The organism is Microbacterium rhizomatis (assembly GCF_008710745.1).
GTDB classification, from domain to species: Bacteria; Actinomycetota; Actinomycetes; order Actinomycetales; family Microbacteriaceae; genus Microbacterium; species Microbacterium rhizomatis.
In genome coordinates, this window is the sequence record NZ_VYSA01000006.1 from 75,003 (window position 1) to 96,260 (window position 21,258).

Consider the following 21,258-nt stretch of genomic DNA (forward strand, 5'->3'; position numbering starts at 1 on the left):
TTGGTCCTGCGTTGTGCATCGCGGGGGCTGCGGCGGTGCGGGTGCTGCGGCGCGGCGATCGATGGGAGGGGTGCGGGGTGCGGCGAATCAGACGGGCTCGGTCGTGCGGATCAGGCCGCAGTTCACGCACGACCACGCGACGAGGAACCGCTCGTCGTCGAGGATCTCGAACCTCAGCGGGTCACCGCACGTCGGGCATGCCAGCGGATCCGCAGTGCGCTCGCTCATCCCGTCAGCCTAAGGTTCGCGGGCGCAGGAGTGGCCCGATTCACCACGGACAGACTCGTTCCCTAAAGAATACTGATATATTTCCTTTCTATGTCAGACCCCCGCATGGACGCAGACGGAACACGAGATCTGACGAACCGAGGCGGTCGCGACGGCGCAGCCTCGCACGCGATCGCATGGATCACCGCGGGGATCTTCATGCTCGCCGGCATCTGGTTCGCCGTGGTGCTGCCGCTGGGCGGCAACGTCTTCGGAGCGCTCGTGCCCGGCCTGGTCGCTCTCGTGTCCGGACTCGGGATCATCGTGGTTCTCGCCCGGCGGAGGTCGAGCGCGTGACGACGCCGAGCGGGCGACATCCTCGTCGCTCGGATACGACTAGGCGGTGGAGCGCGAGCGGAAGACGACCGTCGTCGTGACGGCGAGCACGACGATCCCGAGTGACTCTACGACCACCGACTGCGGCACGAGGGTGTAGTCCCACCTCTCGGTGATCCCGAACAGCCCGACCGTCAGGGCGAGCAGCAGCGCGCCGAGCGTCGCGATCAGGAACAGCAGGCTCAGCACACTCGCGAGCCCGAGCAGGACGCCGCGGAGCACCAGCATCCCGATCCCGAGGACGAATCCGGCGATCGCGTTCAGGACGAACGCGATGCCCAGGACACCGCCCGTGCCGTTCATCACGAGGTACAGATGGATCGCGCCCGTCGCGATCAAGACGATCCCGCTCAGGATGCGCAGAACCCACAGCGCGGCTCGGTTGCTCTCAGCCATGTGACACCACCCGCTTCTCGTCGGGCCCTCCTCGGCGAAGGCCTCTCCCCTGAGACACGACGTGGCGGGCGGGCCGGTTCAGTCCGAGATGACGGTTCCGCCGTCGATCACGATGTTCTGCCCGCTCACGAACGCACCCGCCCGGGACGCGAGCCACACGACCGCGCCGGCGACTTCGTCCGGCGTCCCGAAACGGCCCAAGGGGGTTCTTGCGAGTCGTGCGGGCGCGGCGGCCGGATCGTCGGTGATCGGGCGAGCGAAGGCTGTCGCGATGACACCGGGCGAGATCGCGTTCGCACGGATGCCGCGGTCGCCCCACCGCACGGCGAGATTGCGGGCCAGCTGGGCGTTCGCCGCCTTCGTCACTCCGTAGCCGGCGAGCACGCGGTTGCCGCGCAGCCCCGCGATGCTCGACATCACGATGAACGACCCGCCGCCGGCGGAGGCCATCGCCGGTACCGCGATCTCGGCGAGCTGACTCACTGACCGCACGTGGAGGGCGAACATGCGCTCCAACCCCTCGATGCCGCTCTCCGCGTGGGGATCATCGAGCGCGGCCCCTGCGTTCGCCACGACCGTGTCGAGCCGCCCCCAGCGCGCGAGCGCCGCGTCGACCAGCGACGCGAGGAACGGAGCATCCGTCACATCGCCGACGATCCCCGCGACCTCGAGACCCCGCGACGCCAGCTCGGCCGCCGCGGCCGAGGGGTCGCTCGCCGCGAGCCCGGCGATCAGCACCCGCGCACCCGCGGCCGCCAGCGCCTCGGCGCTCGCGAGGCCGATGCCGGAGGCCCCGCCTGTGACGATCGCCACCTGACCGGCGCAGGAGAACAGCGAATCGGGCGCGAGATCGGAGCTCATCGCATCACGACCCGGCGAGCCGCTCCGCGGCCTTCCGTGCGCCCCGCACGGCGACCGCCACGCTCATCAGGGTCGGGTTCATCGTGTTGGCGGTCGGGATGACGCCGTTGCCGCCCACGACGAGCCCGTCGATGCCCCACACGCGAGACCAGGGATCCGCCACGGATTCGCCGTCGTCGGTCTCGCCGATCCGGGTGGTTCCCATGTAGTGCAGGCTCGACCCGTTCGGCAGCAGCCGTGGTTCGGCGACGAACGTGCCGAGGGCGGCGGCGGCTCTGCGAAGGTGCACGGTCGCCTCGTCGATCTCGGCGTTCTCGGCGTCGGTCAGGGCGTACTCGATCGTCATGTTCGGGAACCCGCGGTAGTCGAGCTCGGCATCGTCGAACGTGACGCCGTCTTCGAACCTCGGGCGCTTGCGCACGCCGTAGCCCATGTTCACGTACCCCCAGCGGTTGCCGGAGGCGGGGTGGGCTGGGTCGAGCTGGAAGGGCGGGTTCTCGGCGTACATGACCTGGAGGGAGAAGGGGTGATCGGGCTCGGAGAAGGGGATGCGGTTGACAGCGGCCACCGGATCGACCGGGTTGATCGAGCGGCGCGCGATCTCGGCATCCAGATCCGCCTCGGTCGCGAAGCGGCCGATCCGATCGGCATCGAGTGCGACCGTCGTGATGACGACGTGGTGCTCGGTGAGGTAGTGGCCGAGGGCGGCCGGACGGATGCCGGAGGCCCAGAGCAGCTGCGGAGTGCGGAACGCGTCGGCGGCCACGACCACCAGATCGGCGGCGACGAATCGGGACTGCCGCGTGCGGAGGTCTTCGACCTCGACCCCAATCGCGCGTCCGTCTTCGACGACGACCCGGCGGACGAGGCTCAGATCGTGCAGCTCGAAGCGCGCGCTCAGCGGCGACGATGCGTCCACGAGCGGGCCGAGCACGACGTCCGCGCCCGCCCACCTCATCGAGCCGTCGGGCTGCGGGTCGCCGGCGACCGGCAGGGTGCTCGGGCCGTACCCTTCGGGCAGCTCGGCTCCGAACTCCTCCTCGAGGAGCGATCGGATGCCCTCACCGACGGCCGAGTCCGCGAACGCCGCGCTCTGCACGTGGAGGAGGCCCTTGGCCGTCTCGAGAAGGTCGTCCCACTCATCGTCGGGGATGAACGCGATCTTCTCGCTGAACGCGGGCGAGGGGGTCGCGCACGTCCAGTGCGCACCCATTCCGCCGACGTTCGTCGAGGCCGCCCCGGCAGGGAACGTGGGGGCGTGGCTCGAGCCCTCGCCGCCGAAATCGAGCAGGTGCGTACCTTGGCGTGCGGTGAACATGCCCTCCACCACGACACCGGCCGGGATGCCGAGCGACTCGCGCAGCGCACCGGCCTGCGGGCCCTGCGACATCTCGCGTGCCCGCTCCTTCTCATCCGGATCGGCGATGTTGCGAACGCTCTCGCCCGGGATCGCGGTGAGCTGCGGACCGGCCTCGAACATCACGACCCGAGCCTCCGGGAGCGACTCTGCGAGCACGCGGGCGTAGGCCGATCCGATCGGTCCGCTGCCGACGATGGCGATGGTGGGGGTGTGTGACATGTCGTCTCCTCTTCGAGTGCTCACGCGGCGGCCGTCTCTGGCGCGGTGACGGGTTGCGGTTCAAAATCCTCGGACAGTCGCCCCCTGGGCAGCAGCAGCGCCGCGACGATCCCCACGGCGTACGCGATGGCGAGGGCGATGAAGATCGGCCCCAGCACGCTCGAATACACCTGGGCGACCTCGGCCTGCGCGGCTGCCGACGATGCGTGCACGACGGCGGGCGTGAGGGTCGCCGCATCCAGGCTCGCCGGCAGTCCGACCGCGACGCCGGCGCCGATCACGCCGCCGACGATCGCGGTCGCCGTCGTCGACCCGATCTGGCGTACCAGGCTCACCGTCGCGGTGACGCTTCCGGTGTCGCTGCGCGGTGCGGCGCTCTGCGCGACCGCGACCAGGATGTTCATGAACGCGCCCGTGCCGACACCGACGAGCGCCATCGCGGCCATCGGCACCCAGAGCGGCAGACCGGCGGGCAGGAACGCCATCACGAGGAGACCCGTGGCCGCGAGCGTGGTGCCGATGATCGGGAAGGGGCGGTAGCGCCCGGAGCGACTGGCGAGCCACCCGGTGACGAGGGTGCTCACGAGCATCCCGAACACGGTCGCGATCGGGACGAGCCCCGACACCGTGGCCGACGTGCGGTACGCCATCTGGATGTAGGTGGGCACGTACGAGACGATCGAGAAGAGCCCGACGCCGATCACGGCCGACAGCACGATGCAGATCAGGATCGTGCGGTCGGCGAAGTGCCGCAGCGGCACCAGCGGCTCGGGCACGCGCAGCTCGATCGAGATGAACGCGGCCAGCGCGACGAATGCGACGACCCCGGCGATCACGATCGGCGGGTGGATGCTCCAGCCGTCGCTGCTCGCCCAGCTCGCGGCCAGCACCATCGCGGTGACCGCGGTGCCCAGCGTGACAGCACCGGCGATGTCGAACCGCCTGCCCGTGCGCCCGTCGATGTGGGGCACGGCGACGACGGCGAGCGCGAGCGCGAGCAGTCCGACGGGGATGTTGACCCAGAAGATCCATCGCCAGCCGAACGTGTCGGTGATCACACCGCCGAGGAGCGGGCCCACCAGGATCGCGATCGGGAAGGCCGCGCCGATGATCGAGAGCACCCGGGGTCGCTGACGGGGGGGAACGACCGATCCGATGATCGTCTGGGGCATCAGGTGCAGGCCCGCAGAGCCGATGCCCTGGGCCACCCGGGCCAGCGCGAGCTGGGTGATGTCCTGCGCGAGCCCGCAGAACAGCGACGCGGCGAGGAAGAGAACGAGGCACGACAGGAAGACCAGCCGCGGACCGAGCAGGTCGCCGAGCTTGCCGATCACCGGCAGCATGACGGTGCTGGCGAGCGTGTACGACACGATCACCCAGCTCATCTGCTGTACGGCGCCCAGATCACCCGCGATGGTCGCGAGGGATGTGGCGACGACCGTGTGATCGAGTGCACCGAGGAACGAGACGGTGAGCAGGGAGACGAGGAGGAGACGCAGTCTCCAGGGGGTGAGTGTCATTCGCGGTCTGCCCGAGAGATCGGGCCGTCGACGCGACCGGGTGTGCCCCGGGCGCTGCGTCACGTCCGGGAACGGATCCAGAACGGATCCCGACGTCACGTCCATTATAGACCTACTTATGTGCCTTTTCAACCAAAGCGGATGCCGGGTGAAGGATTCAGCGGCTGCGGGCGCGCGAGCGGGAGCGCGCCGAGGCGAGCTCCGGTGCCGCCACCGCGCGACCGACGCGACCCGAGATCTCACCGATCCCCTCGACGACCATGCGCACGACGTCGCCTTCAGCCAGCGGGGGCGGAGTGAGCGCGCCCGCACGACCCCACAGCTCGCCGAGGCATCCGCCGTTCCCCACGGTCCCGGAGCCGAGCACGTCTCCGGGCACGACACGCGAGTTGCGCGACGCGTAGGCAACGAGCTCGCCGAAGGGCCACCCCATGTTCGAGACGAGGTCGTGGCCGATCACCACGTCATTGACGAAGACCTGCGCCTCGACGGCGAGGAAGCCGTCGTCGTCGACATAGCCGGCGAGCTCGTCCGCCGTCACGATCCAGGGGCCGAGGGTCGTACCGAAGTCCTTGCCCTTCGCCGGACCCAGCCGCACCTTCATCTCACGCGACTGCAGATCGCGCGCCGACCAATCGTTCATGATCGTGTACCCGAAGATGTGGGACGCTCCAGCCGCAGCCGTCAGGTTCGCCCCGTCCGATCCCGGCACCGCCCCGATGACAGCGGCGATCTCGAGTTCGAAGTCGAGGCGCTCCGTCACGGGCGGCGAGACCGGGTCGCCCGGGCCGAGCACGGTGTGCGGGTTGGTGAAGTAGAACGTCGGCGCCTGATACCACTCGGGCACGACCTCGCTCTTTCCGTCGACCGAGGCGCTGACCCCCTCGACGTGCTCCTCGAACGCCACGAAATCGCGGATCGCCGCGGGGACGAGCGGCGCGAGCAGCCGGACGTCCGCGAGTGGAACGCCGGGCGCCGAGGCTTGCGCGAGGAGGGCGTGCGCGGCATCCACCCCGCGTGCGAGCACGTCGGCCACCGTCAATCCGTCGGAGAAGGGCACGACCTGGTCGTCGATGACGAAACCCTCGCCGCGTTTCGGTCCGTCGCGCTCCTCACTCAACGACCGCGGGCCATGCTCCCAGCGCGCGATCCTCATGCCCGTACCCGGCTTCCGACGAGCGCCTCGGCGCTCTCGCCGAGGATGCGGCGCTCGATCTCGACCGGCAGCCCCGCGCTGCGGACGAAGGCCACCGGGTCATCGAGCCCCATGTCGAACGGGAAGTCGCTGCCGAGCAGCACATGCGCTCCCCCGGCGACTTCGACGAGATGGCGCAGCCCCGCAGGGTCGTGCACGACCGTGTCGAACCACAGCTTCGACAGATAGCTCGACGGCTCGTGCGCGCACCCGTGCGCCTCAGGGCGCACCCGCCACGCCCGATCCGACCGACCGATCGCGAACGGCAGGTAGCCTCCGCCGTGCGCCACGACGATCTTGAGGTCGGGGTGGCGGTCGAGGACGCCCGCGAAGATCAGGTGCGAGAGCGCGACCGCGTTCTCGGTCGGCTGCCCCACGGTGTTGGACAGGTAGAAGCGATCGAGCCGCTCGTCGAGGCTGCATCCGAACGGGTGCAGGAAGACGACGCAGCCCAGCTCGGACGCCCGCGCCCAGAAGGGCTCGAGCCGCGGATCCGACAGTTCGACGTCGCCGGCGAACGACGAGATCTCGACACCGGCGAGGCCCCGGCCGAGGACCGCGTCATCCAGGTACTCGACGATCCGGTCCGGATGCTGGAGCGGCACCACTCCGAGCCCCGTGAGGCGGTCGGGGGCGAGGGCCACGTGCTCGGCGATCAGGCGGTTGGTCTCACCCGCGACCCACCCGGCGAGCCCCTCGTTCGCCCACGGGTAGAAGTGGTTCGGCGAGACGCTCACCCACTGCTGATCGACGCCCTGCTCGTCCATCGCCGCGAGGCGTGCTCCGATGTCGGTGAGCTTCGGGAACCGCGCGCCGATCATCGCCCCCGATGCCTTGAGGCTCTCGAGACCGTTGCGGCGGCGATCGAGATCAGCCGCCTCGGCGACGCCCTCGGGTGCTCGGCGCTCGACCTCGGCTCCCATTCCGGGGAGGAGGAGATGCGCGTGGACGTCGATGACGAGATTCGTGCGGGAAGTGTCATCGCTCATGCGGGCTGCGCCATCTTCTGCGCGATCCCGAACATGAGCCCGGGAACGTCCGCGTCGCGCACTCCGTCGAGCTGCCACTGGCCGAGCTGGACGGACGCCTCCACGATCGCTGTCGCGCGCGGAATCCTGCGGGCGTGGAACTCGTCCCAGAGGGGCTGGTCGACAGCATCCCGCCCGACGAGCAGCTCGGTGAGCACGAGCGCGTCTTCCAGGCCCTGCGCCGCGCCCTGGGCGATCGTGGGAGGGCAGCTGTGCGCGGCGTCGCCGATGATGACGACCCTGCCGCGGTTCCAGGGCTCTGCCACGATGTGCTGCGTGAACCACGTGTAGTTCGCGTGCGCGCCGGCGGCGAGATCGTCGCGGATGGAGTTCCACGGGCCGTCGTAGGCCCGCGACTCCTCGAGCATGATGTTCGTCGCCTCTTCGTCCGAGACGCCGGCGCGATCCTGTGCCTTCTCGACCAGGAACGCGTACATCGAGTCCTCACCTGTGGGCGTGTAGCCCGCGATGAAGACCGGTCCGCCGTAGTACAGCTCACTGCGCTCGACCTCGGCGGGGCGCGACACGAAGGTGCGCCAGATGCCCATTCCGGTCGGCTTGGGCACGGTGTCGATCCCGATGAGCCCACGAACGGAGGAGTGCACGCCGTCGGCGCCGACCAGCAGGTCGTACTCGCCCGCGGACTCGTCGTTCACGAACACCTGGACCGTGTGATCCGAGCGCGCGTCGATACCGGTCACCTTCGCGCCGAACCGGATGCGGGCGCCGGCCTGCTCGGCGTGCGCGAGCAGGATGCGGGTGAGCTCGGGCCGGGGCATCCCCATCGCGGCGGGATAGTCGGGCCCGCCCGTCTTCACATCGGGCAGCGCCGCGACGATCGGTGCTCCGGGGCCGGGGGCGCGCAGGTGCAGGCCCTCGAACGGATACCCGGCGGCGCGGATGTCGTCCCACGCGCCGAGGGCGTCGAAGACGCGCAGCGCGTTGCCCTGGAGCGAGATCCCTGACCCGAGCGCCGTCGGCTCGGGCTTGGACTCGAAGACGTCGACCTCGACGCCGGCCTTCGCGAGCTGGATCGCGGTGGCGAGCCCCGCGACTCCGCTCCCGGCGATGGCGACTCTGTGGACTGCGGTCATGTCAGAACCTCTCTGTTCCTGGGGTGTGCATCATGCTTGCTAGAAGATCGCCACGGGGTTGATCGGCGAGCCTACGGCTCCCGTGATCGGCAGCGGTGGTGCGGAGAGCAGGAACTCCCAGCGCCCTCGTTCCCGGCAGGACGCGGCGAGCGCGTCGAGGTCCCACATCTCACCGATCGTGAGGCCCATGTTCGGGATCACGACCTGGTGCAGCGGTTGGAACGACGGTACGTCGAACTCGTTCGGGCGCACCTCGAAGCCCCACGTGTCGGTGGCGATCGCGGCGATCTCGGTGCGGTGGAGCCAGCCCGCGGTCGTGAGCGAGAGGCCCGCGGACGGTCCTCCCGCGTAGTCGCCCCACCCCTCGCGGCGCGCACGGGCCAATCGGCCGGTGCGGACCAGGACGATGTCGCCGCGACCGATCGAGACGCCCTGCGCGGTGGCACAGGCATCCAACTCGGCCGCACTGATCGCATAACCGTCGGGCAGCTCGCCCGTCTCGGGAACGAGGTGACCTGCGACGTCGAGGAGCACACCGCGGGAGACGACGACGGATGCCGCGTGCTCGATGCCCGTCACCAGATCGCCCTCGCTCGTGACGACGTCGCCGGCACGCCGTCCGTTCCACGCGAAGCCGTGGTCGAAGATGTGCCCCAGGCCGTCCCACTGCGTCGAGCACTGCAGGGGCATCGCGATCACGTCGTCGGCGCCCCCGATCCCGTGCGGGAACCCCTGGTTGCCGCGCTCGGCGTCCACACCGGTGTCGGTCATGGTGTGCACCGGGTTGGTGCGTCGGCGCCACCCCTTCTGCGGCCCGTCGGTGTCGAAAGACTGCGACAGCGAGATCACGGTGCCGTCGGTCACAAGCCCGGCGGCCTCGACGCGCTTCGCCGCGTCGATGAAATTGAGCGTGCCCAGCACGTCGTCATCTCCCCAGCGCCCCCAGTTGCGGAACGCCTCCACGCGGGCGGCGATCTCGGCGCCCGGATCGGTACGGTCGATGTCGGCCGGGTTCTCGGACGGACGCTTCGACTCGCCGCGCTCGCTCAACGGCCGGCCTCCGCCACGCACCGCACGACCTGCGTGCCGAGCCCTTCGATCGTGCCCGTCATCACATCGCCGTCGCGCAGGAACCGCTTCCAGTGCTGCCCGTTCCCCGGAGGGCTTCCGGTCAGCAGGAGGTCGCCCGGCAGGAGCGGCATCGTCTGACTCGCACCCGAAACCAGCGCGGCGATGTCGAACAGCAGGTCGCTGGTCGATCCGTCCTGCTTGAGCTCGCCGTTGAGCTCCAGTCGCACGGTCAGATCGCCGCCGTTCACGAACGGCGCCGGCACCAGGAACGGCCCGGTCGGCAGGAACCCTGGTGCGTTCTTCGCGCGGTACCAGTCGGTGCCGATCTCCTTCATGTCCTTCCGGAAGACGAGATCCCGCGTCGTGATGTCGTTCACGATCGTGTACCCCGCGACGTGCTCGAGCGCGTCCTCGCGCGAGACGCGGAACGCCTCGCGGCCGATCACGATCGCCAGCTCCAGCTCCCAGTCGTGCACGTCGCTGTAGGCGGGCAGCACGAGGGGCACGTCGTCGCCGACCACGCACGCGGGCAGGCCGATGAAGAAGTATGGCTCTCCGCTGGCCGCACGGTCGTCCATCATCTTGGCGGCGAACGCACGCGCTTCGTCCGGCGTGCGATCCGAGTTCTGGGTCAGCCCCGCCGCGACGAGCTCGATCACGTGCTCGCGGTAGTTCGCGCCCGCCTGCAGCACCTGGCGGGGCTGCACGGGGGCGGTCAGCCGGACGCTCGCCAGCGGCATCCACTCCTCGTCGTCGCGTACTGCCAGGGTCTGCAGTCTTGTCCAGTCGGGGGCGGCGAGGAACGCGTTGAGGTCTGCCGCGCCGAGATCGGCGGAAGTGAGCGGGCGGATGCGGTCTGCGGCCACCAGGCCCAGGCGCGCCTCGGATCCCTCGCCGAATCGTGCGAGCGCGAAGGGCGCGGTCAGTCCGGTCGAAGTCATTATGCGATCTCCTCGCGTCGTTGCGGTTCCGAATCGGAGTCGGCCGGGCGTTGCCGCCCGGCCGATGCGTCAGCCTCGCCCGTGCTGAGCGTACGGGTTCAGGAGCGCATCCCGGATCTCTTCCGGCACGCCCTCCTCCGTCGCGCTCGGGCCGTCTGCGGGCGGGAACGACTCGGTCATCGACATCGGCATCGCGCCGTTGCGGTAGAAGTTGTTCGACCCCTGAGACGGCTTCCAGGTGTTCGCCTCCCAGTCGGGGACGTAGTTGCGGTAGCCGCCCGTGTTCAGCTCGATGCGCAGGCTCGAGGGCTCGCGGTAGTACAGGAAGGTCTGCTCGCCGATGCCGTGGATGTTGGGCCCGTACTCGATCGGGATGCCGTTCTCCATCAGGGTGTCTGCGGCGATCAGGAGCTCTTCGCGGGTGTCGACCCAGAACGCGTAGTGGTTCACGCGCCCCGCGCGGGTCGACCCGTCGAGGACCACGCCGAGGTCGTGCGACTTCTCGTTCGTGGTCAGCACGGAGAAGACCGAGATGGGCGCCTCGTCGAGCACCGTCCGCGCCATGAAGCGGAACCCGAGGACGTCGACGTACCACTGCACGAACGCATCCACGTCGCTCGTCGCGACCGTGACGTGGTCGAGCTGACGCGGGGCGCCGGCGATCTTGCTGCGCTTCTCGGGACGATCCGGGTAGATCGACGCGACATGACCGGGTGCCTGGTGGCGGGTGACGTCCCAGTGCAGCGTCATCGAGTGGCCGAACGGGCCGGTGAACCGGTAGGCGCGGCCGATCTTGTTCACGTCATCGAGCCACTCCCCCTGGATGCCGGAGGCCTCGACGCGCTTGGCGGCCTCCTCGAGCGCCTCGGCGCTCGAGGTGCGCCACGCCATCGTCGCGAGGGCGGGTTCGTCTCCGGGCAGGACCACGAGCGAGTACGCGTAGTAGTCGCCCCAGCACCGGAGGTAGACGGCACCGTCGACGCGATCGACGACGGTGAGGCCGACCTGCTCCTCGTAGAACTTCACCGACGCCTCGACATCCGGCGTGGTGATGGCCACATAAGAGAGGTGGGAGAGCAGCTTGATCATCTTCGATCCCTTCGATTCGAGCGTGCGGGTGATCCCGACTTCCACTTTCGCTCGACTTCGACATATCCGGGAAGGTGAGAGTGCCTATCCGCGGGATAGACCTCGTTTATGCTTCGGAACGTTCCGCACCTGTCTCGGCGATGATCGTGCGCGCGGTCGCGCGGTCACCGGTGAGGTCGGCCAGATCGGTCGGCGACGAGGCCTCGGCGAGAGCGTCGATCGCTCGCCGCAGCGCGAGTCGAGCCCTGGTCTCCCGCCGCGCGCCGGCGAGGCTCTCGCCCTCCGCTCCCGCCCGGGAGATCCGCAGGATGCCGGCATCCTCGTCGATCGTCACCTCGCGCCGCTCCTCGGCGACGGCGGTGGCGCGCAGCTGGACACCGCGGGCTCGCGCCGCGGCCTGACTCACGGTCAAGGCGAACGCCGAACCCGCATCCGGCCCGATCAGGAGGGCCATCGATCTGCCCGGCGTCCCCGACACGGCGACCGGCGCGAACGCCGAACCCGCCAGCTCCCGCGCCCACCCGACGGCATCCGCGATCGCCTCGTCGCGGCGATCACGCGGAGCGATCAGCTCGACGGTGACGAATCGAGGAGCGCCCGCGCCCGGCTCGCCCCGCACGAGGCCGGCCGCGTCCGCGCGCAGCAGGCGACGGTCGACGATCACGGGCGGGAGGGCTCCGATCGGCCCGAGCGCCGCCCAGGCCGAGTCGCCGACCATGCCGACCTCGGCGAGGACGATGGCGGAGGCATCCGCATCCACCGCGGCGCGCACGCCGTCCAGGCCGTCCACGACCGCGATCGCACCCGCGATCACGCTCGCACGTCGGGCGCGTACCGGGAGTTCGGCGACGGCCACGTCGTACTCGTGACCGCGTGCACTGTCGATCCAGACGGAGACGGCGGTCATCGCCCACCCTCCTCGATGAGAAGCGCCGCGGCATCGGCGAGGTCGATCGCGTAGTGGGCGTCGTCGAGGAGCTCGTCGTACTCGACGACGTCGTGCCCGTCGAGCATCCCGGCGAACGCCGCCCACTCCCGCACGTATCCGTCGTCGGGTTCACGCGGGTAGGCGGTGATGGCTCCGTCGGCGCCGCGAACGGTCACCGCGGCACTCCCGGCGTGAACGAACGCGGGCGGGAACTCCACGTCGATCACGTCGACCGGCGTCGTCACGCGCATGCGCCACAGCGCATCCGCGCCACCGGGCAGCATGACCGCGGTCAGCTGCACGAGAACTCCGCTCGCCCGGTAGCCGATCGCGTAACCGATGGGCGGCACGGGCCGGGCGTAGACGACCTGCTCGATACGCGGCGCCAGGTCGCGCACGAGCGGAAGGTCGTGAACGGCCAGCCCCAGCACGAGCTGACGGACGACCGCGGCAGCGACGCGCGGGTCGCTCCAGTCCGGCGCGCCCCTCCCTGCCGCGGCGGTGGCGGGCGCCGATTCGGTGACCAGATCGTGCAGCCGCCCGTTCGGCGGCAGTGCGACGCTGATGCCGATGGTCTGAACCCGCGCGCTGTGGCCGATCAGGTGATGCTTCGTGCGCTCCCACGCCGGATCGAAGAGGTGGTTGGTTCCCACGAGGAGGGCGGTCCCCGCATCTCGACATGCATCCACGACGCGGATCGCCGCCTCGTGAGTCGTGGCGAGCGGCTTCTCCACGATCACCCCGCGCTTGCCCGCTGAGACGGCCGCCAGGATCTGCTCGGCATGCTCGTGCGGGGGCGTGCACAGCAGCACCACCTCGACGGCGGAGTCCGCAAGGGCATCCGTGATGCCGGTCGAGGCGGATGCGCCGACCCGCTCGGCGAGGTGGGCCGCTCGCCCGCTCCCGGCGTCGGCGATGTGCACCACGCGGAATCGATCCGTGAAGCGCGCCAGCGTCGGCAGGTGGAGGGCAGCCGCCCCCGGGCCCGCCCCGATGACGCCGACGCCGTACGGCATGCGATCTCCCTCGATCTAAAGTCGAAACCATGCATAAGTCTGCACCATCTCCACTCTAGAGTGCGCGGAAGGCTCTCTTGTCGTGAGGTGTTGTGTCAGAATCAACCATGGCAACTGACTCCACGTTGAGGTTCGGCGCGCAGACCGACGAACTCACCAGCCTGTTGCGCATTGTGAACATGGTCCGCACGGGCGAGGCCGCCACGCGCCCCGAGATCGGGCGGCTGACGGGCCTGGGCCGCGGGGTCGTCACGCAGCGCGTAGATCAGGCGATCGAGATGGGGTATCTGGAAGACGCCGACCTCGGCCCCTCCTCCGGTGGTCGCGCACCGCGTACTCTGCGCTTCCGATCCGAACGCGGGCGCATCGTCGTGTGCGCTCTGGGCGCCCTGCACATCCACGTCGGCATCGCGGCACTGGAGGGCGACATCGTCGACCAGACGCATCGGCAGTGGGACATCGCACGCGGGCCCGACGAGACCATCGCCGCCGCGATGGAGATGGTCGACGAACTGCTGGCGCGCGCCCCGGAGATTCCGATCTGGGCCCTCGTGGTCGGCGTGCCGGGCCCGGTCGACTTCGCCTCCGGGCGACCGGTCGCCCCGCCCATCATGCCCGGCTGGAACGCCTTCGATGTGCGCAGCCTCTTCGAGGAACGATTCGGCGCCCCCGTCTGGGTCGACAACGACGTCAACCTGCTGGCTCTCGGCGAATTCGCGCATCGCGGTCACGCGCGCACAGACCTGATCTACTGCAAGATCGGGTCGGGAATCGGCGCCGGGCTGCTCTCCCAGGGAAAGATCCACCGCGGCGCCAACGGCGCGGCCGGTGACATCGGCCACGTGCGCGTCCGCGACTCGGTCGCGCAGTGCAGGTGCGGCAAGATCGGGTGCCTCGAAGCCGTGGCCGGAGGGTGGGCGCTGATCCGCGACGCGGAGAAGGCCATCGCCGAGGGTGCCACGGGATTCATCGCCGAGCACGCCGGCGATGAGGGAGGGCTGACGCCGGAGATCATCGCGCGCGCGGCCGAGCGCGGCGACGCACTCGGGATCGCGCTGATCCAGAGCTCGGCGCGCGTGGTCGGAGAGACGGTCGCCGCGCTGGTCAACATGTTCAATCCCGGCGTGATCGTTCTGGGCGGCGCCGTCACCTCGGCCGGAGAGGTCTTCCTCGCCGAGGTGCGCCAGCGGGTCTACGAGCTGTCGCTGCCCCTCGCCACGAGGGATCTCGTCATCGTGCAGTCGGTGGACGACAAGCGCGAGCCGCTCCGCGGCGGTGCCGAGCTCGCTCGCGAGCAGCTGTTCGAGGCCACGTTCCCGCACTGGTTCGCCGAGGGGCATCCGCGATTGGATGCTGTGGCCCAGGTGACCGCGGCACGATGACGAGTTCTTCTTACTAAAACCGACATAAGCGTGTAGGTTCTCTCCTGAAGTCGAGGAGAGGCCCGAAATGAGTCTGGAGATCCTGCGCGAAGACGCGCTGGTATCGAACGCCGACGGCATGGCGCTGCGCCTGTCGCTCCCGTGGATCCGGTCGCTTCCGCTCGCGAGCCTCGTCGATCTGGAGGTCGCGATCGACGGCGCTCCGGTGACCGCGCCGTCGATCAGCCTCGGCACCCGCAGCCTCCCGCCGACAGATCTCGCGGGGGAAGACGCCTGGTGGTTCATTCAGGACCGGGTCGTCGTGACGGCCCGAGGGACCACGGGCGAGGGCGCGCACGAGGTGGCGGTGTCGTTCCGCCTCGTCGTGCCGTACCTGCAGACGGGGCCGGACGGCCCGCTCGTGCTCCCTTTCCACGCCGAACGCTCACTCGTCGTCGACGCCCCGGCATCCGCGCCGACCGTCTCGCGCGACGTCGTATGAACCCGAGGTGCCCCGTGACCCAGCATCCGCCCCTCCCCGACGCCTGGACTCTCACGGCGAGCGCGTTCAACTGGACGCCGGAAGTCATCCGCGCCGAGCGCTCGGCTCCCGACATCGCCGTCGGGATCGTCGCCGACGACGTCGCGCCGGTGATCGAAGTCGAGCTCGGGCAGCTCTGGCGCTCGTTTCCCACCCCGACCGACGAAGAGGCAGATGAGTTCGCGTCGGCTCTCGTGACGGCCGGGGGTGCCGTCAGCATCGTGGGCGTGAGCCTGGACGACTGGGCGACCCCGACGCGACGGCGTGACGATGACGAGCGTCTCGCGTTCCTCCTCCCGCAGCTGCGCACATCGCACCGGATCGGCGCGGCAGGGGTGCGGCTGCCGATCGGTCAGGCGGGCCGCCCGCTCCTCGAGCGCCTGCGGCCGCACCTGCACGAGCTCGATCTGACGCTGTACGAAGAGATCCAGGGCCAGCAGACCCCGCAGAACCCCGTCACCGCTGCGGCGATCGAGTCTCTCGCTGCGATCGACGACCCGCGAGTCCGGCTGCTGGTCGATGTCAGCATGCTGATGCCGGCTCTCCCCGACAGCTATCTCGATGCCCTCGCCACCGGCGGCGTGTCCTCGGACCTCCTCGCGCGGCTGAGGACGGCATGGCTCGAATCAGACACGATGGATGCCGTCGTCGGGATGCTGCGGTCCGGCGGGGTGCCACGCCGGGTGCAGACGATGTACATGAACCTCCTGGTGCGGTTCGGCCGCTCCCGCGCCGAAGACCTCCGCGGGGTCGTTCCCCTCACCGGGGCCTTCCACCTGAAGTTCTGGGACCTCGACGACACCGCCGACCGCGTCTCGCAACCCTTGCGCGACCTCGGCGCCCTGCTCGCGTCAACGGGGTTCCGCGGCACGCTGACCAGCGAGTGGGGCGGTCACGAGTGGCTCGACGACGAGGATGCCTCTGACATCACGCGTCGGCATCTCTCCCTCGCACGCGCCGCCCTCGCGGACGGCGCAGCCGCGAGCACATGAACCCGCCCACCATTCCCACCCACAGGAGCAACACATGCCAGACGTCCTGAACGCGCTGATCCTCTCGGGCCATATGACCCGCGAGCACGACAACGAGCACCGGAGCTTCCGGGCCCACAATCAGTGGATCACCGCCCTGCTGGAAGACACCGGGCGATTCCGCGTCCGCGTGGTCGAGGATCCTCGCGGGCTCACGGCCGAGATCATCGACAAGTACGACGTGCTGATCGTCGTCTTCGAGGGGCGCGACGGCTTCTTCGACAAAGCCACGGGCTTCGGTGCCGAGACGGACGCGGCGATCCTGCGCTTCGTCCACGACGAGGGCAAAGGCATCGTCTGGTTCCACGGCTCTGCCGTGCAGGAAGACTCGTGGGGCTACCCCGAGGAGTACAACGTCATGCGCGGCGCGAAGCTCAGCGCGTACGAGACGGGCCTACGGCCTCGCCCCTGGGGCGAAGCGCTCCTGAAGACGGCCGAGCCGCGGCATCCGATCACCGAGGGCATCACCGCGACGTGGACCGTCACCGGTGACGACATCCTCACCGGGGTCGAGCTCTACGAGGGCACGCAGGTGCTGCTCACCACGTTCGACGACCTCGACGCCTACGAGAACGCGCCGGTCTGGCCGATGTCGCACTATCCGGTCGTGATCCCCGAGGGCGGCATCGCCGCACTCAACGGGATGAACACGGATCAGCCGATCGCCTGGATCAACGAGTACGGCGCCGGGCGCTCCTTCACGATCACGATCGGCCACGACATCGACACGTTCCGCCGCATCGAGTTCATCCGCATGTTCCCGCGCGGCGTCGAATGGGCCGCGACCGGAGCGGTCGCGCTCGAGGGCCCCGATCGCCGCGGCGAGCGCCGGTTCCTGCCCTGGCCGTACTACAACCACGAGGGCTGAGCGCGGCCCGCACGCTCGCGCATGTCCGGAGGATGGTCGCCGGCGCAGCGCGTGGCGGCCACCTTGCGGACACGGCCGGGCGGGCGGGACGGCGGGACGGCAGGCGGGCACCCGCTCAGCGCGGTTGCAGACCGGCGGCCCAGTAGACGTCGTCGACGATGGTCATGGTTCCGACGCCCAGCGCAGCATCCAGCGGGCTGGGTGTGCCGTCGCGCAAGACGCCGACCAGGTGCTCCAGCTGCCGCGCGTAGCTGTTCTCGCCGTCGACCGCCTTGTCTTCGATGAGCACGCGGTCGCCCGCGGTCACGCGCAGCACGGCGCCCCACTGCGGCACGATGACGCTCGTCGCCTCCAGGTGCGCAGCCGTCCCCGTCACGCGCAGCGACATACTGCCCTTGTCGTCGCCGATGAACGATGAGCGGACGTACGCCGGGATGCCGCCGGGCAGCACCAGCTCGACGTCCGTCCGCAGGTCGACCCGCGGGTCGCCGGGGTACAGCAGCGCGTCGGCCGAGACCACCGCGGGCTCTCCCCACGCGGCGCGCATCAGGTCGACGGCGTAGCAGCCGACATCCATGAACGACCCGCCGCCCAGAGCGCCGTCCAGGCGGATATTGCCCGGCTGGACGACGAAATGAGGGATGCTGTAGTCGAACTCGACGCGCTCGATATCGCCGAGCACGCCAGAGGTGAGCACCTCCAGCAGCCGGCCCGTGAAGCCGTGCAGACGGTAGTGGAACCCCACGAAGGCGCGTCGGCCGGCCGCATCGGCGGCAGCGGCGATCGCGGCCGCGGTCGTGCCGTTCGCCGACAGCGGCTTCTCGCACAGCACGTGCTTGCCCGCCTGCAGCGCCCGCACCGCCCACTGCGCCTGCACCGTCGACGGCAGAGGGAGGTAGACCAGATCGATGTCGGGGTGGTTCAGGACCATTTCGTAGTCGCCGGATTCGGGCACATCGAGGCGGTCGGCCGCGGCGCGGGCGCGTTCCGGGTCGCGCGCGCCGATCGCCACCACACGGACGCCATCCAGCTCACGCGCGGGCTCGACGATGGCGCGTTCGGCGATGCCGGCAGCCCCGAGGACCCCGATGCCCAGGGTCGACCCGGTCATCGGCCGTCCCCGCTCGGTCGGTCGATCACCGAGAGGCCCCGACCGCTCTCCGGGAGCCCTCCACGATCGGACGGAGGACCTTCTGCACGTACCAGCCGCTGACCATCGCGCTCTCGGCAGGGTGCGGACTCTGATCCGACTCGACCACGATCCATCCCGAGTAGTCCGACTCGGCGACCGCCTGCGCGAACGCCTCGAAGTCGATCAGGCCGCCTTCGTCGGTGGGCTCGAAGAACCAGCGTTCGATCCGCCGCGAGCCGCCCTCCGTGCGGACGAACTGTTCGGCGTGCGGGGTCAACGCCTCCGCCTCGTCGACCACGGCACGCGCGTTCTTGAGCTGGATGTGGCGGACGCGATCCGCGTGCGTGCGGAAGAACTCCACGGGCTCGATCCCGGCGACCGCCAGCTCGGCGGTGTCCAGCGCGAGCCCGACGAGCGCAGGGTCGGTCGCCGCCAGCAGGCGGTCGATGCCGTTGCTCAGGCGCAGCGCCGAGAGGAAGTCGACGTGCAGGGCAAGGCCCACCCCGCCCGCGGCGATCCGACTGCCCACCTCGTTCCACAGTCGCGCCAGCGTGCCGATCTGCTCGTCGCTGAGCGGTCCGGTCTGCCACGCCGACCCCACCGGTCGCACGACCAGGGCGTCGCCGCCCAGGCGATGGACGGCGTCGGCGAACCACACCGCGGTTGCCGCGATGGGCTCGAGCGAATCGGGGTCGAGCGGATCCGGTCCGCGCCCCATCTCGACGTCGAAGCCCACGAACGGGTCGTACACGTAGCTGCTCACCGCGTCGAGGGCGCAGTCCGCGAGGAACGAGCGCAGCTGCTCGATCGAGCCGTACAGGTTCGCGATCTCCGCGGGGCTGCCGAACGGCTCCCACGGGCCGAAGCTGACCGCCGTGAACTCGACCCCGCTGAACCCGCTGATCGAGATCGTCTTGAAGGCGCGCTCGTGATCGCGGCGGCGCACGAACGCGTCGATGTTCGTATCCCACTGGTTGAGCGCGTACGCCCATCGGATGCCGGTCACTTCGCGCCCTCCGCATAGATGCCGTCGAGCACGTTCTTCGCGTACCAGCGCGCGATCGCCGTGCTCTCGGAGTAGTCGCCGCCGATCTTGTCGGCCTTGTCGTGCTCGACGCTGATCCACCCGGAATACCCGTGATCGCGGACTGACCGCATCATCGACTCGAAGTCGACGAGACCTTCGGCGGTGCCCATCTCGTAGAACCACTTCTCGGTCGTCACGGCCGAGAGCTCGGCATCCGGCCACAGGCGATAGTCGTCGTTCACATCCTTCGTGCGCGTGTCTTTGAAATGGAACCCGGTGACCCGCTCATGGTGCGCCTCGTACACATCGACGGGATCGACGTCGGCGATGCAATGCTGCGCGGTGTCGACGAAGAACTTCACGAACCGCGGGTCGGCGTAGTCGTAGAAGGTGTCGATCTGCGCCCGCGTGCGGATTCCGCCGTAGAACTCGTGGTGGCATGTGAGGTTCACACCGTATTGCTGCGTGATCTCGCCGACCTTGCCCCAGACCTCTGCGGCGTGCTTGAGCCCGTCATCGCTCACGCCTGCTTCGTCGAAGTAGCGGGATCCCGGCATCACGATGATGTTGTCGAGCTGGATGCCCGACCACCGGTCCATCGTGACCCTGAAATCCTCCAGGATCGTGTCGTGCGTCGCCGGCACCTCGGGCGCGTACCGGTCGGGCGTGTAGTAGACCCCGTGGAACGTATTGACGATGCGCTCGAGGCCCTGCTCCTGCACGAACTCCTGATAGTTCGCAACCGAGCCATACTGCTCGAGGATCTGCCAGAACCGGAAGTCGAACGTGTCGATCGCGTCGAAGCCGACGGCAGCGACCTGCCGGAGGAAACGGGTCATCGCGAGCCGCGACTGCCACTGATCGATCGGGCCGGCCGGCCCCTGGCTCCGCCAGTGGTCCATGTAGCTCCACTTGACGCGCGGCTGATCGGTCGCGTTCGTCATGCCGTGTCGCTCTTGTCGGCGTTCGAGGCTGCCGAGGAGAAGGCAGCGTCGAACGCGGCCTCGGGCGGGGTGATGTCGTTGAGCTTCCGCACGAAGGCGAGGGCTTCGGGGGCCCCGATCAGCCGGTTCATTCCGGCGTCCTCCCACTCGACGCTCGTCGGTCCGTCGTAGCCGATCGCGTTGAGGGCCCGGAACAGGGGCTCCCACTTCACAGCGCCGTGACCGGTCGAGACGAACGTCCACCCGCGGCGCGGGTCGGCCCACGGTCGGTGCGAGCCGAGCACGCCGCCCCGCCCGTCGAAGTTCGTGATCGACTCCTTCACGTGCACGTGGAAGATGTGGTCGGCGAAGTCGAGGACGAACGCGACCGAATCGAGCTGCTGCCAGACGAAGTGCGACGGGTCGAAGTTGAACCCGAAGCTCTCGCGGTGCCCGATCGCATCCAGCGTGTCTTTCGCCGTCCAGTAGTCGTATGCGATCTCGGACGGGTGCGGCTCGAGCGCGAATCGCACCCCGACCTCTTCGAAGACGTCGAGGATGGGGTGGAACCGGTCAGCGAAGTCCCGATAGCCGCGAGCGATGAACTCATCGGAGGCCGGCGGGAACATGGCCACCGCCTTCCAGATCGACGAGCCCGAGAATCCGTTCACCGTCTTCACGCCGAGCTTGGCGGCGATGCGGGCGGTGTTCTTCAGGTCTTCGGCGGCGCGCTGACGCACGCCCTCCGGGTCGCCGTCGCCCCACACCCGGTCGGACAGGATGTCGCGGTGCCGCTCGTCGATCGGGTCGTCGCACACGGCCTGGCCGGTGAGATGATTCGAGATCGCGTAGACCTTCAGGCCGTTGCGCTCGAGGATGTCGAGCCTGGACTGCACGTAGTCCGCGTCGTCCCATCGAGAGACATCGAGGTGATCGCCCCAGCAGGCGATCTCAAGGCCGTCGTAGCCCCACTCGCCCGCGAGTCGCGCCACCTCCTCGAACGGCAGGTCGGCCCACTGGCCGGTGAACAGGGTGACGGGGCGCGCCATTGACG

22 protein-coding genes are annotated in these 21,258 nt (G+C 69.5%); 5 read left to right on the forward strand and 17 right to left on the reverse strand.

All coding sequences use genetic code 11. The features are described 5' to 3' along the window. Nucleotides 1–87 precede the first annotated feature (87 nt). A complete protein-coding gene (locus F6B43_RS19700; RefSeq protein ID WP_170285744.1) occupies nucleotides 88–228 on the reverse strand; it encodes a hypothetical protein in 141 nt (46 codons plus the stop codon). A gap of 90 nt (nucleotides 229–318) precedes the next feature. On the opposite strand from F6B43_RS19700, the gene F6B43_RS18595 reads away from it, so the two are divergent. Continuing rightward, complete coding sequence (locus F6B43_RS18595; RefSeq protein ID WP_150450513.1) at nucleotides 319–564, forward strand: hypothetical protein; 246 nt, start codon at nucleotides 319–321, stop codon at nucleotides 562–564. A 39-nt stretch (nucleotides 565–603) separates the two neighbouring features. On the opposite strand, the gene F6B43_RS18600 is transcribed toward F6B43_RS18595, so the two are convergent. The 12 genes from F6B43_RS18600 to F6B43_RS18655 all read right to left on the reverse strand — a co-directional run bounded on the left by F6B43_RS18600 (nucleotide 604) and on the right by F6B43_RS18655 (nucleotide 13,321). Beyond that, on the reverse strand, nucleotides 604–999 hold the full coding sequence (locus tag F6B43_RS18600) for a hypothetical protein (protein ID WP_150450514.1): 396 nt from the start codon (nucleotides 997–999) through the stop codon (nucleotides 604–606). Nucleotides 1,000–1,077: 78 nt separating this feature from the next. Beyond that, nucleotides 1,078–1,860 (reverse strand): SDR family NAD(P)-dependent oxidoreductase, encoded by a 783-nt coding sequence (locus F6B43_RS18605; RefSeq protein WP_150450515.1) that lies wholly within the window; start codon nucleotides 1,858–1,860, stop codon nucleotides 1,078–1,080. A 4-nt stretch (nucleotides 1,861–1,864) separates the two neighbouring features. Beyond that, a complete protein-coding gene (locus F6B43_RS18610) occupies nucleotides 1,865–3,439 on the reverse strand; it encodes a GMC oxidoreductase (RefSeq protein WP_150450516.1) in 1,575 nt (524 codons plus the stop codon). Nucleotides 3,440–3,459: 20 nt separating this feature from the next. Continuing rightward, nucleotides 3,460–4,959 (reverse strand): MFS transporter, encoded by a 1,500-nt coding sequence (locus F6B43_RS18615; RefSeq protein WP_150450517.1) that lies wholly within the window; start codon nucleotides 4,957–4,959, stop codon nucleotides 3,460–3,462. 157 nt (nucleotides 4,960–5,116) lie between these two features. After that, nucleotides 5,117–6,115 (reverse strand): fumarylacetoacetate hydrolase family protein, encoded by a 999-nt coding sequence (locus F6B43_RS18620; protein ID WP_150450518.1) that lies wholly within the window; start codon nucleotides 6,113–6,115, stop codon nucleotides 5,117–5,119. Continuing rightward, entirely contained in the window at nucleotides 6,112–7,143 is a 1,032-nt protein-coding gene (locus F6B43_RS18625) for an amidohydrolase family protein (protein WP_150450519.1), read from the reverse strand. The genes F6B43_RS18620 and F6B43_RS18625 overlap by 4 nt, the downstream gene beginning before the upstream one ends. Next, nucleotides 7,140–8,276 carry an FAD-dependent monooxygenase gene (locus F6B43_RS18630; RefSeq protein WP_150450520.1) on the reverse strand — a complete coding sequence of 379 codons (1,137 nt, stop codon included), beginning with the start codon at nucleotides 8,274–8,276 and terminating at the stop codon, nucleotides 7,140–7,142. Before F6B43_RS18630 ends, F6B43_RS18625 begins: the two co-directional genes overlap by 4 nt. Before the next feature lie 39 nt (nucleotides 8,277–8,315). After that, entirely contained in the window at nucleotides 8,316–9,326 is a 1,011-nt protein-coding gene (locus tag F6B43_RS18635) for a cyclase family protein (protein ID WP_211368205.1), read from the reverse strand. After that, nucleotides 9,323–10,288, reverse strand: a complete 966-nt coding sequence (locus F6B43_RS18640) for a fumarylacetoacetate hydrolase family protein (RefSeq protein WP_150450521.1) — start codon at nucleotides 10,286–10,288, stop codon at nucleotides 9,323–9,325. The genes F6B43_RS18635 and F6B43_RS18640 overlap by 4 nt, the downstream gene beginning before the upstream one ends. Before the next feature lie 69 nt (nucleotides 10,289–10,357). After that, nucleotides 10,358–11,377, reverse strand: coding sequence for a VOC family protein (locus F6B43_RS18645; protein ID WP_150450522.1), 1,020 nt, complete (start codon nucleotides 11,375–11,377; stop codon nucleotides 10,358–10,360). Between the two features lie 106 nt (nucleotides 11,378–11,483). Further along, nucleotides 11,484–12,284: a coiled-coil domain-containing protein gene (locus tag F6B43_RS18650; RefSeq protein WP_150450523.1), complete on the reverse strand. Its 801-nt coding sequence runs from the start codon at nucleotides 12,282–12,284 to the stop codon at nucleotides 11,484–11,486. Next, nucleotides 12,281–13,321, reverse strand: coding sequence for a Gfo/Idh/MocA family protein (locus tag F6B43_RS18655; RefSeq protein WP_150450524.1), 1,041 nt, complete (start codon nucleotides 13,319–13,321; stop codon nucleotides 12,281–12,283). Before F6B43_RS18655 ends, F6B43_RS18650 begins: the two co-directional genes overlap by 4 nt. 107 nt (nucleotides 13,322–13,428) lie before the next feature. Here F6B43_RS18655 and F6B43_RS18660 point away from each other — a divergent pair, with 107 nt between their 5' ends. The 4 genes from F6B43_RS18660 (at nucleotide 13,429) to F6B43_RS18675 (ending at nucleotide 17,122) form a co-directional block, all read left to right on the forward strand. Further along, nucleotides 13,429–14,703, forward strand: coding sequence for an ROK family protein (locus tag F6B43_RS18660; protein WP_150450525.1), 1,275 nt, complete (start codon nucleotides 13,429–13,431; stop codon nucleotides 14,701–14,703). A 67-nt stretch (nucleotides 14,704–14,770) separates the two neighbouring features. Further along, complete coding sequence (locus tag F6B43_RS18665) at nucleotides 14,771–15,184, forward strand: hypothetical protein (RefSeq protein WP_150450526.1); 414 nt, start codon at nucleotides 14,771–14,773, stop codon at nucleotides 15,182–15,184. 14 nt (nucleotides 15,185–15,198) lie between these two features. Beyond that, the gene (locus F6B43_RS18670) at nucleotides 15,199–16,215 is read left to right on the forward strand and encodes a sugar phosphate isomerase/epimerase (RefSeq protein WP_246160053.1); all 1,017 of its coding nucleotides are present in this window, start codon (nucleotides 15,199–15,201) and stop codon (nucleotides 16,213–16,215) included. A 34-nt stretch (nucleotides 16,216–16,249) separates the two neighbouring features. Then, a complete protein-coding gene (locus F6B43_RS18675) occupies nucleotides 16,250–17,122 on the forward strand; it encodes a ThuA domain-containing protein (RefSeq protein WP_150450528.1) in 873 nt (290 codons plus the stop codon). Nucleotides 17,123–17,237: 115 nt separating this feature from the next. Here the strand turns inward: F6B43_RS18675 and F6B43_RS18680 are convergent, their stop codons facing one another. From F6B43_RS18680 to F6B43_RS18695, 4 genes are read right to left on the reverse strand one after another with little or no spacing between them, the layout of a single operon-like run. Further along, nucleotides 17,238–18,233: a Gfo/Idh/MocA family protein gene (locus tag F6B43_RS18680; protein WP_150450529.1), complete on the reverse strand. Its 996-nt coding sequence runs from the start codon at nucleotides 18,231–18,233 to the stop codon at nucleotides 17,238–17,240. Between the two features lie 25 nt (nucleotides 18,234–18,258). Further along, nucleotides 18,259–19,260 carry a sugar phosphate isomerase/epimerase family protein gene (locus F6B43_RS18685; RefSeq protein ID WP_150450530.1) on the reverse strand — a complete coding sequence of 334 codons (1,002 nt, stop codon included), beginning with the start codon at nucleotides 19,258–19,260 and terminating at the stop codon, nucleotides 18,259–18,261. After that, entirely contained in the window at nucleotides 19,257–20,225 is a 969-nt protein-coding gene (locus F6B43_RS18690; protein ID WP_150450531.1) for a sugar phosphate isomerase/epimerase family protein, read from the reverse strand. The genes F6B43_RS18685 and F6B43_RS18690 overlap by 4 nt, the downstream gene beginning before the upstream one ends. After that, entirely contained in the window at nucleotides 20,222–21,253 is a 1,032-nt protein-coding gene (locus F6B43_RS18695; protein ID WP_150450532.1) for a sugar phosphate isomerase/epimerase family protein, read from the reverse strand. The genes F6B43_RS18690 and F6B43_RS18695 overlap by 4 nt, the downstream gene beginning before the upstream one ends. Nucleotides 21,254–21,258 lie beyond the last annotated feature (5 nt).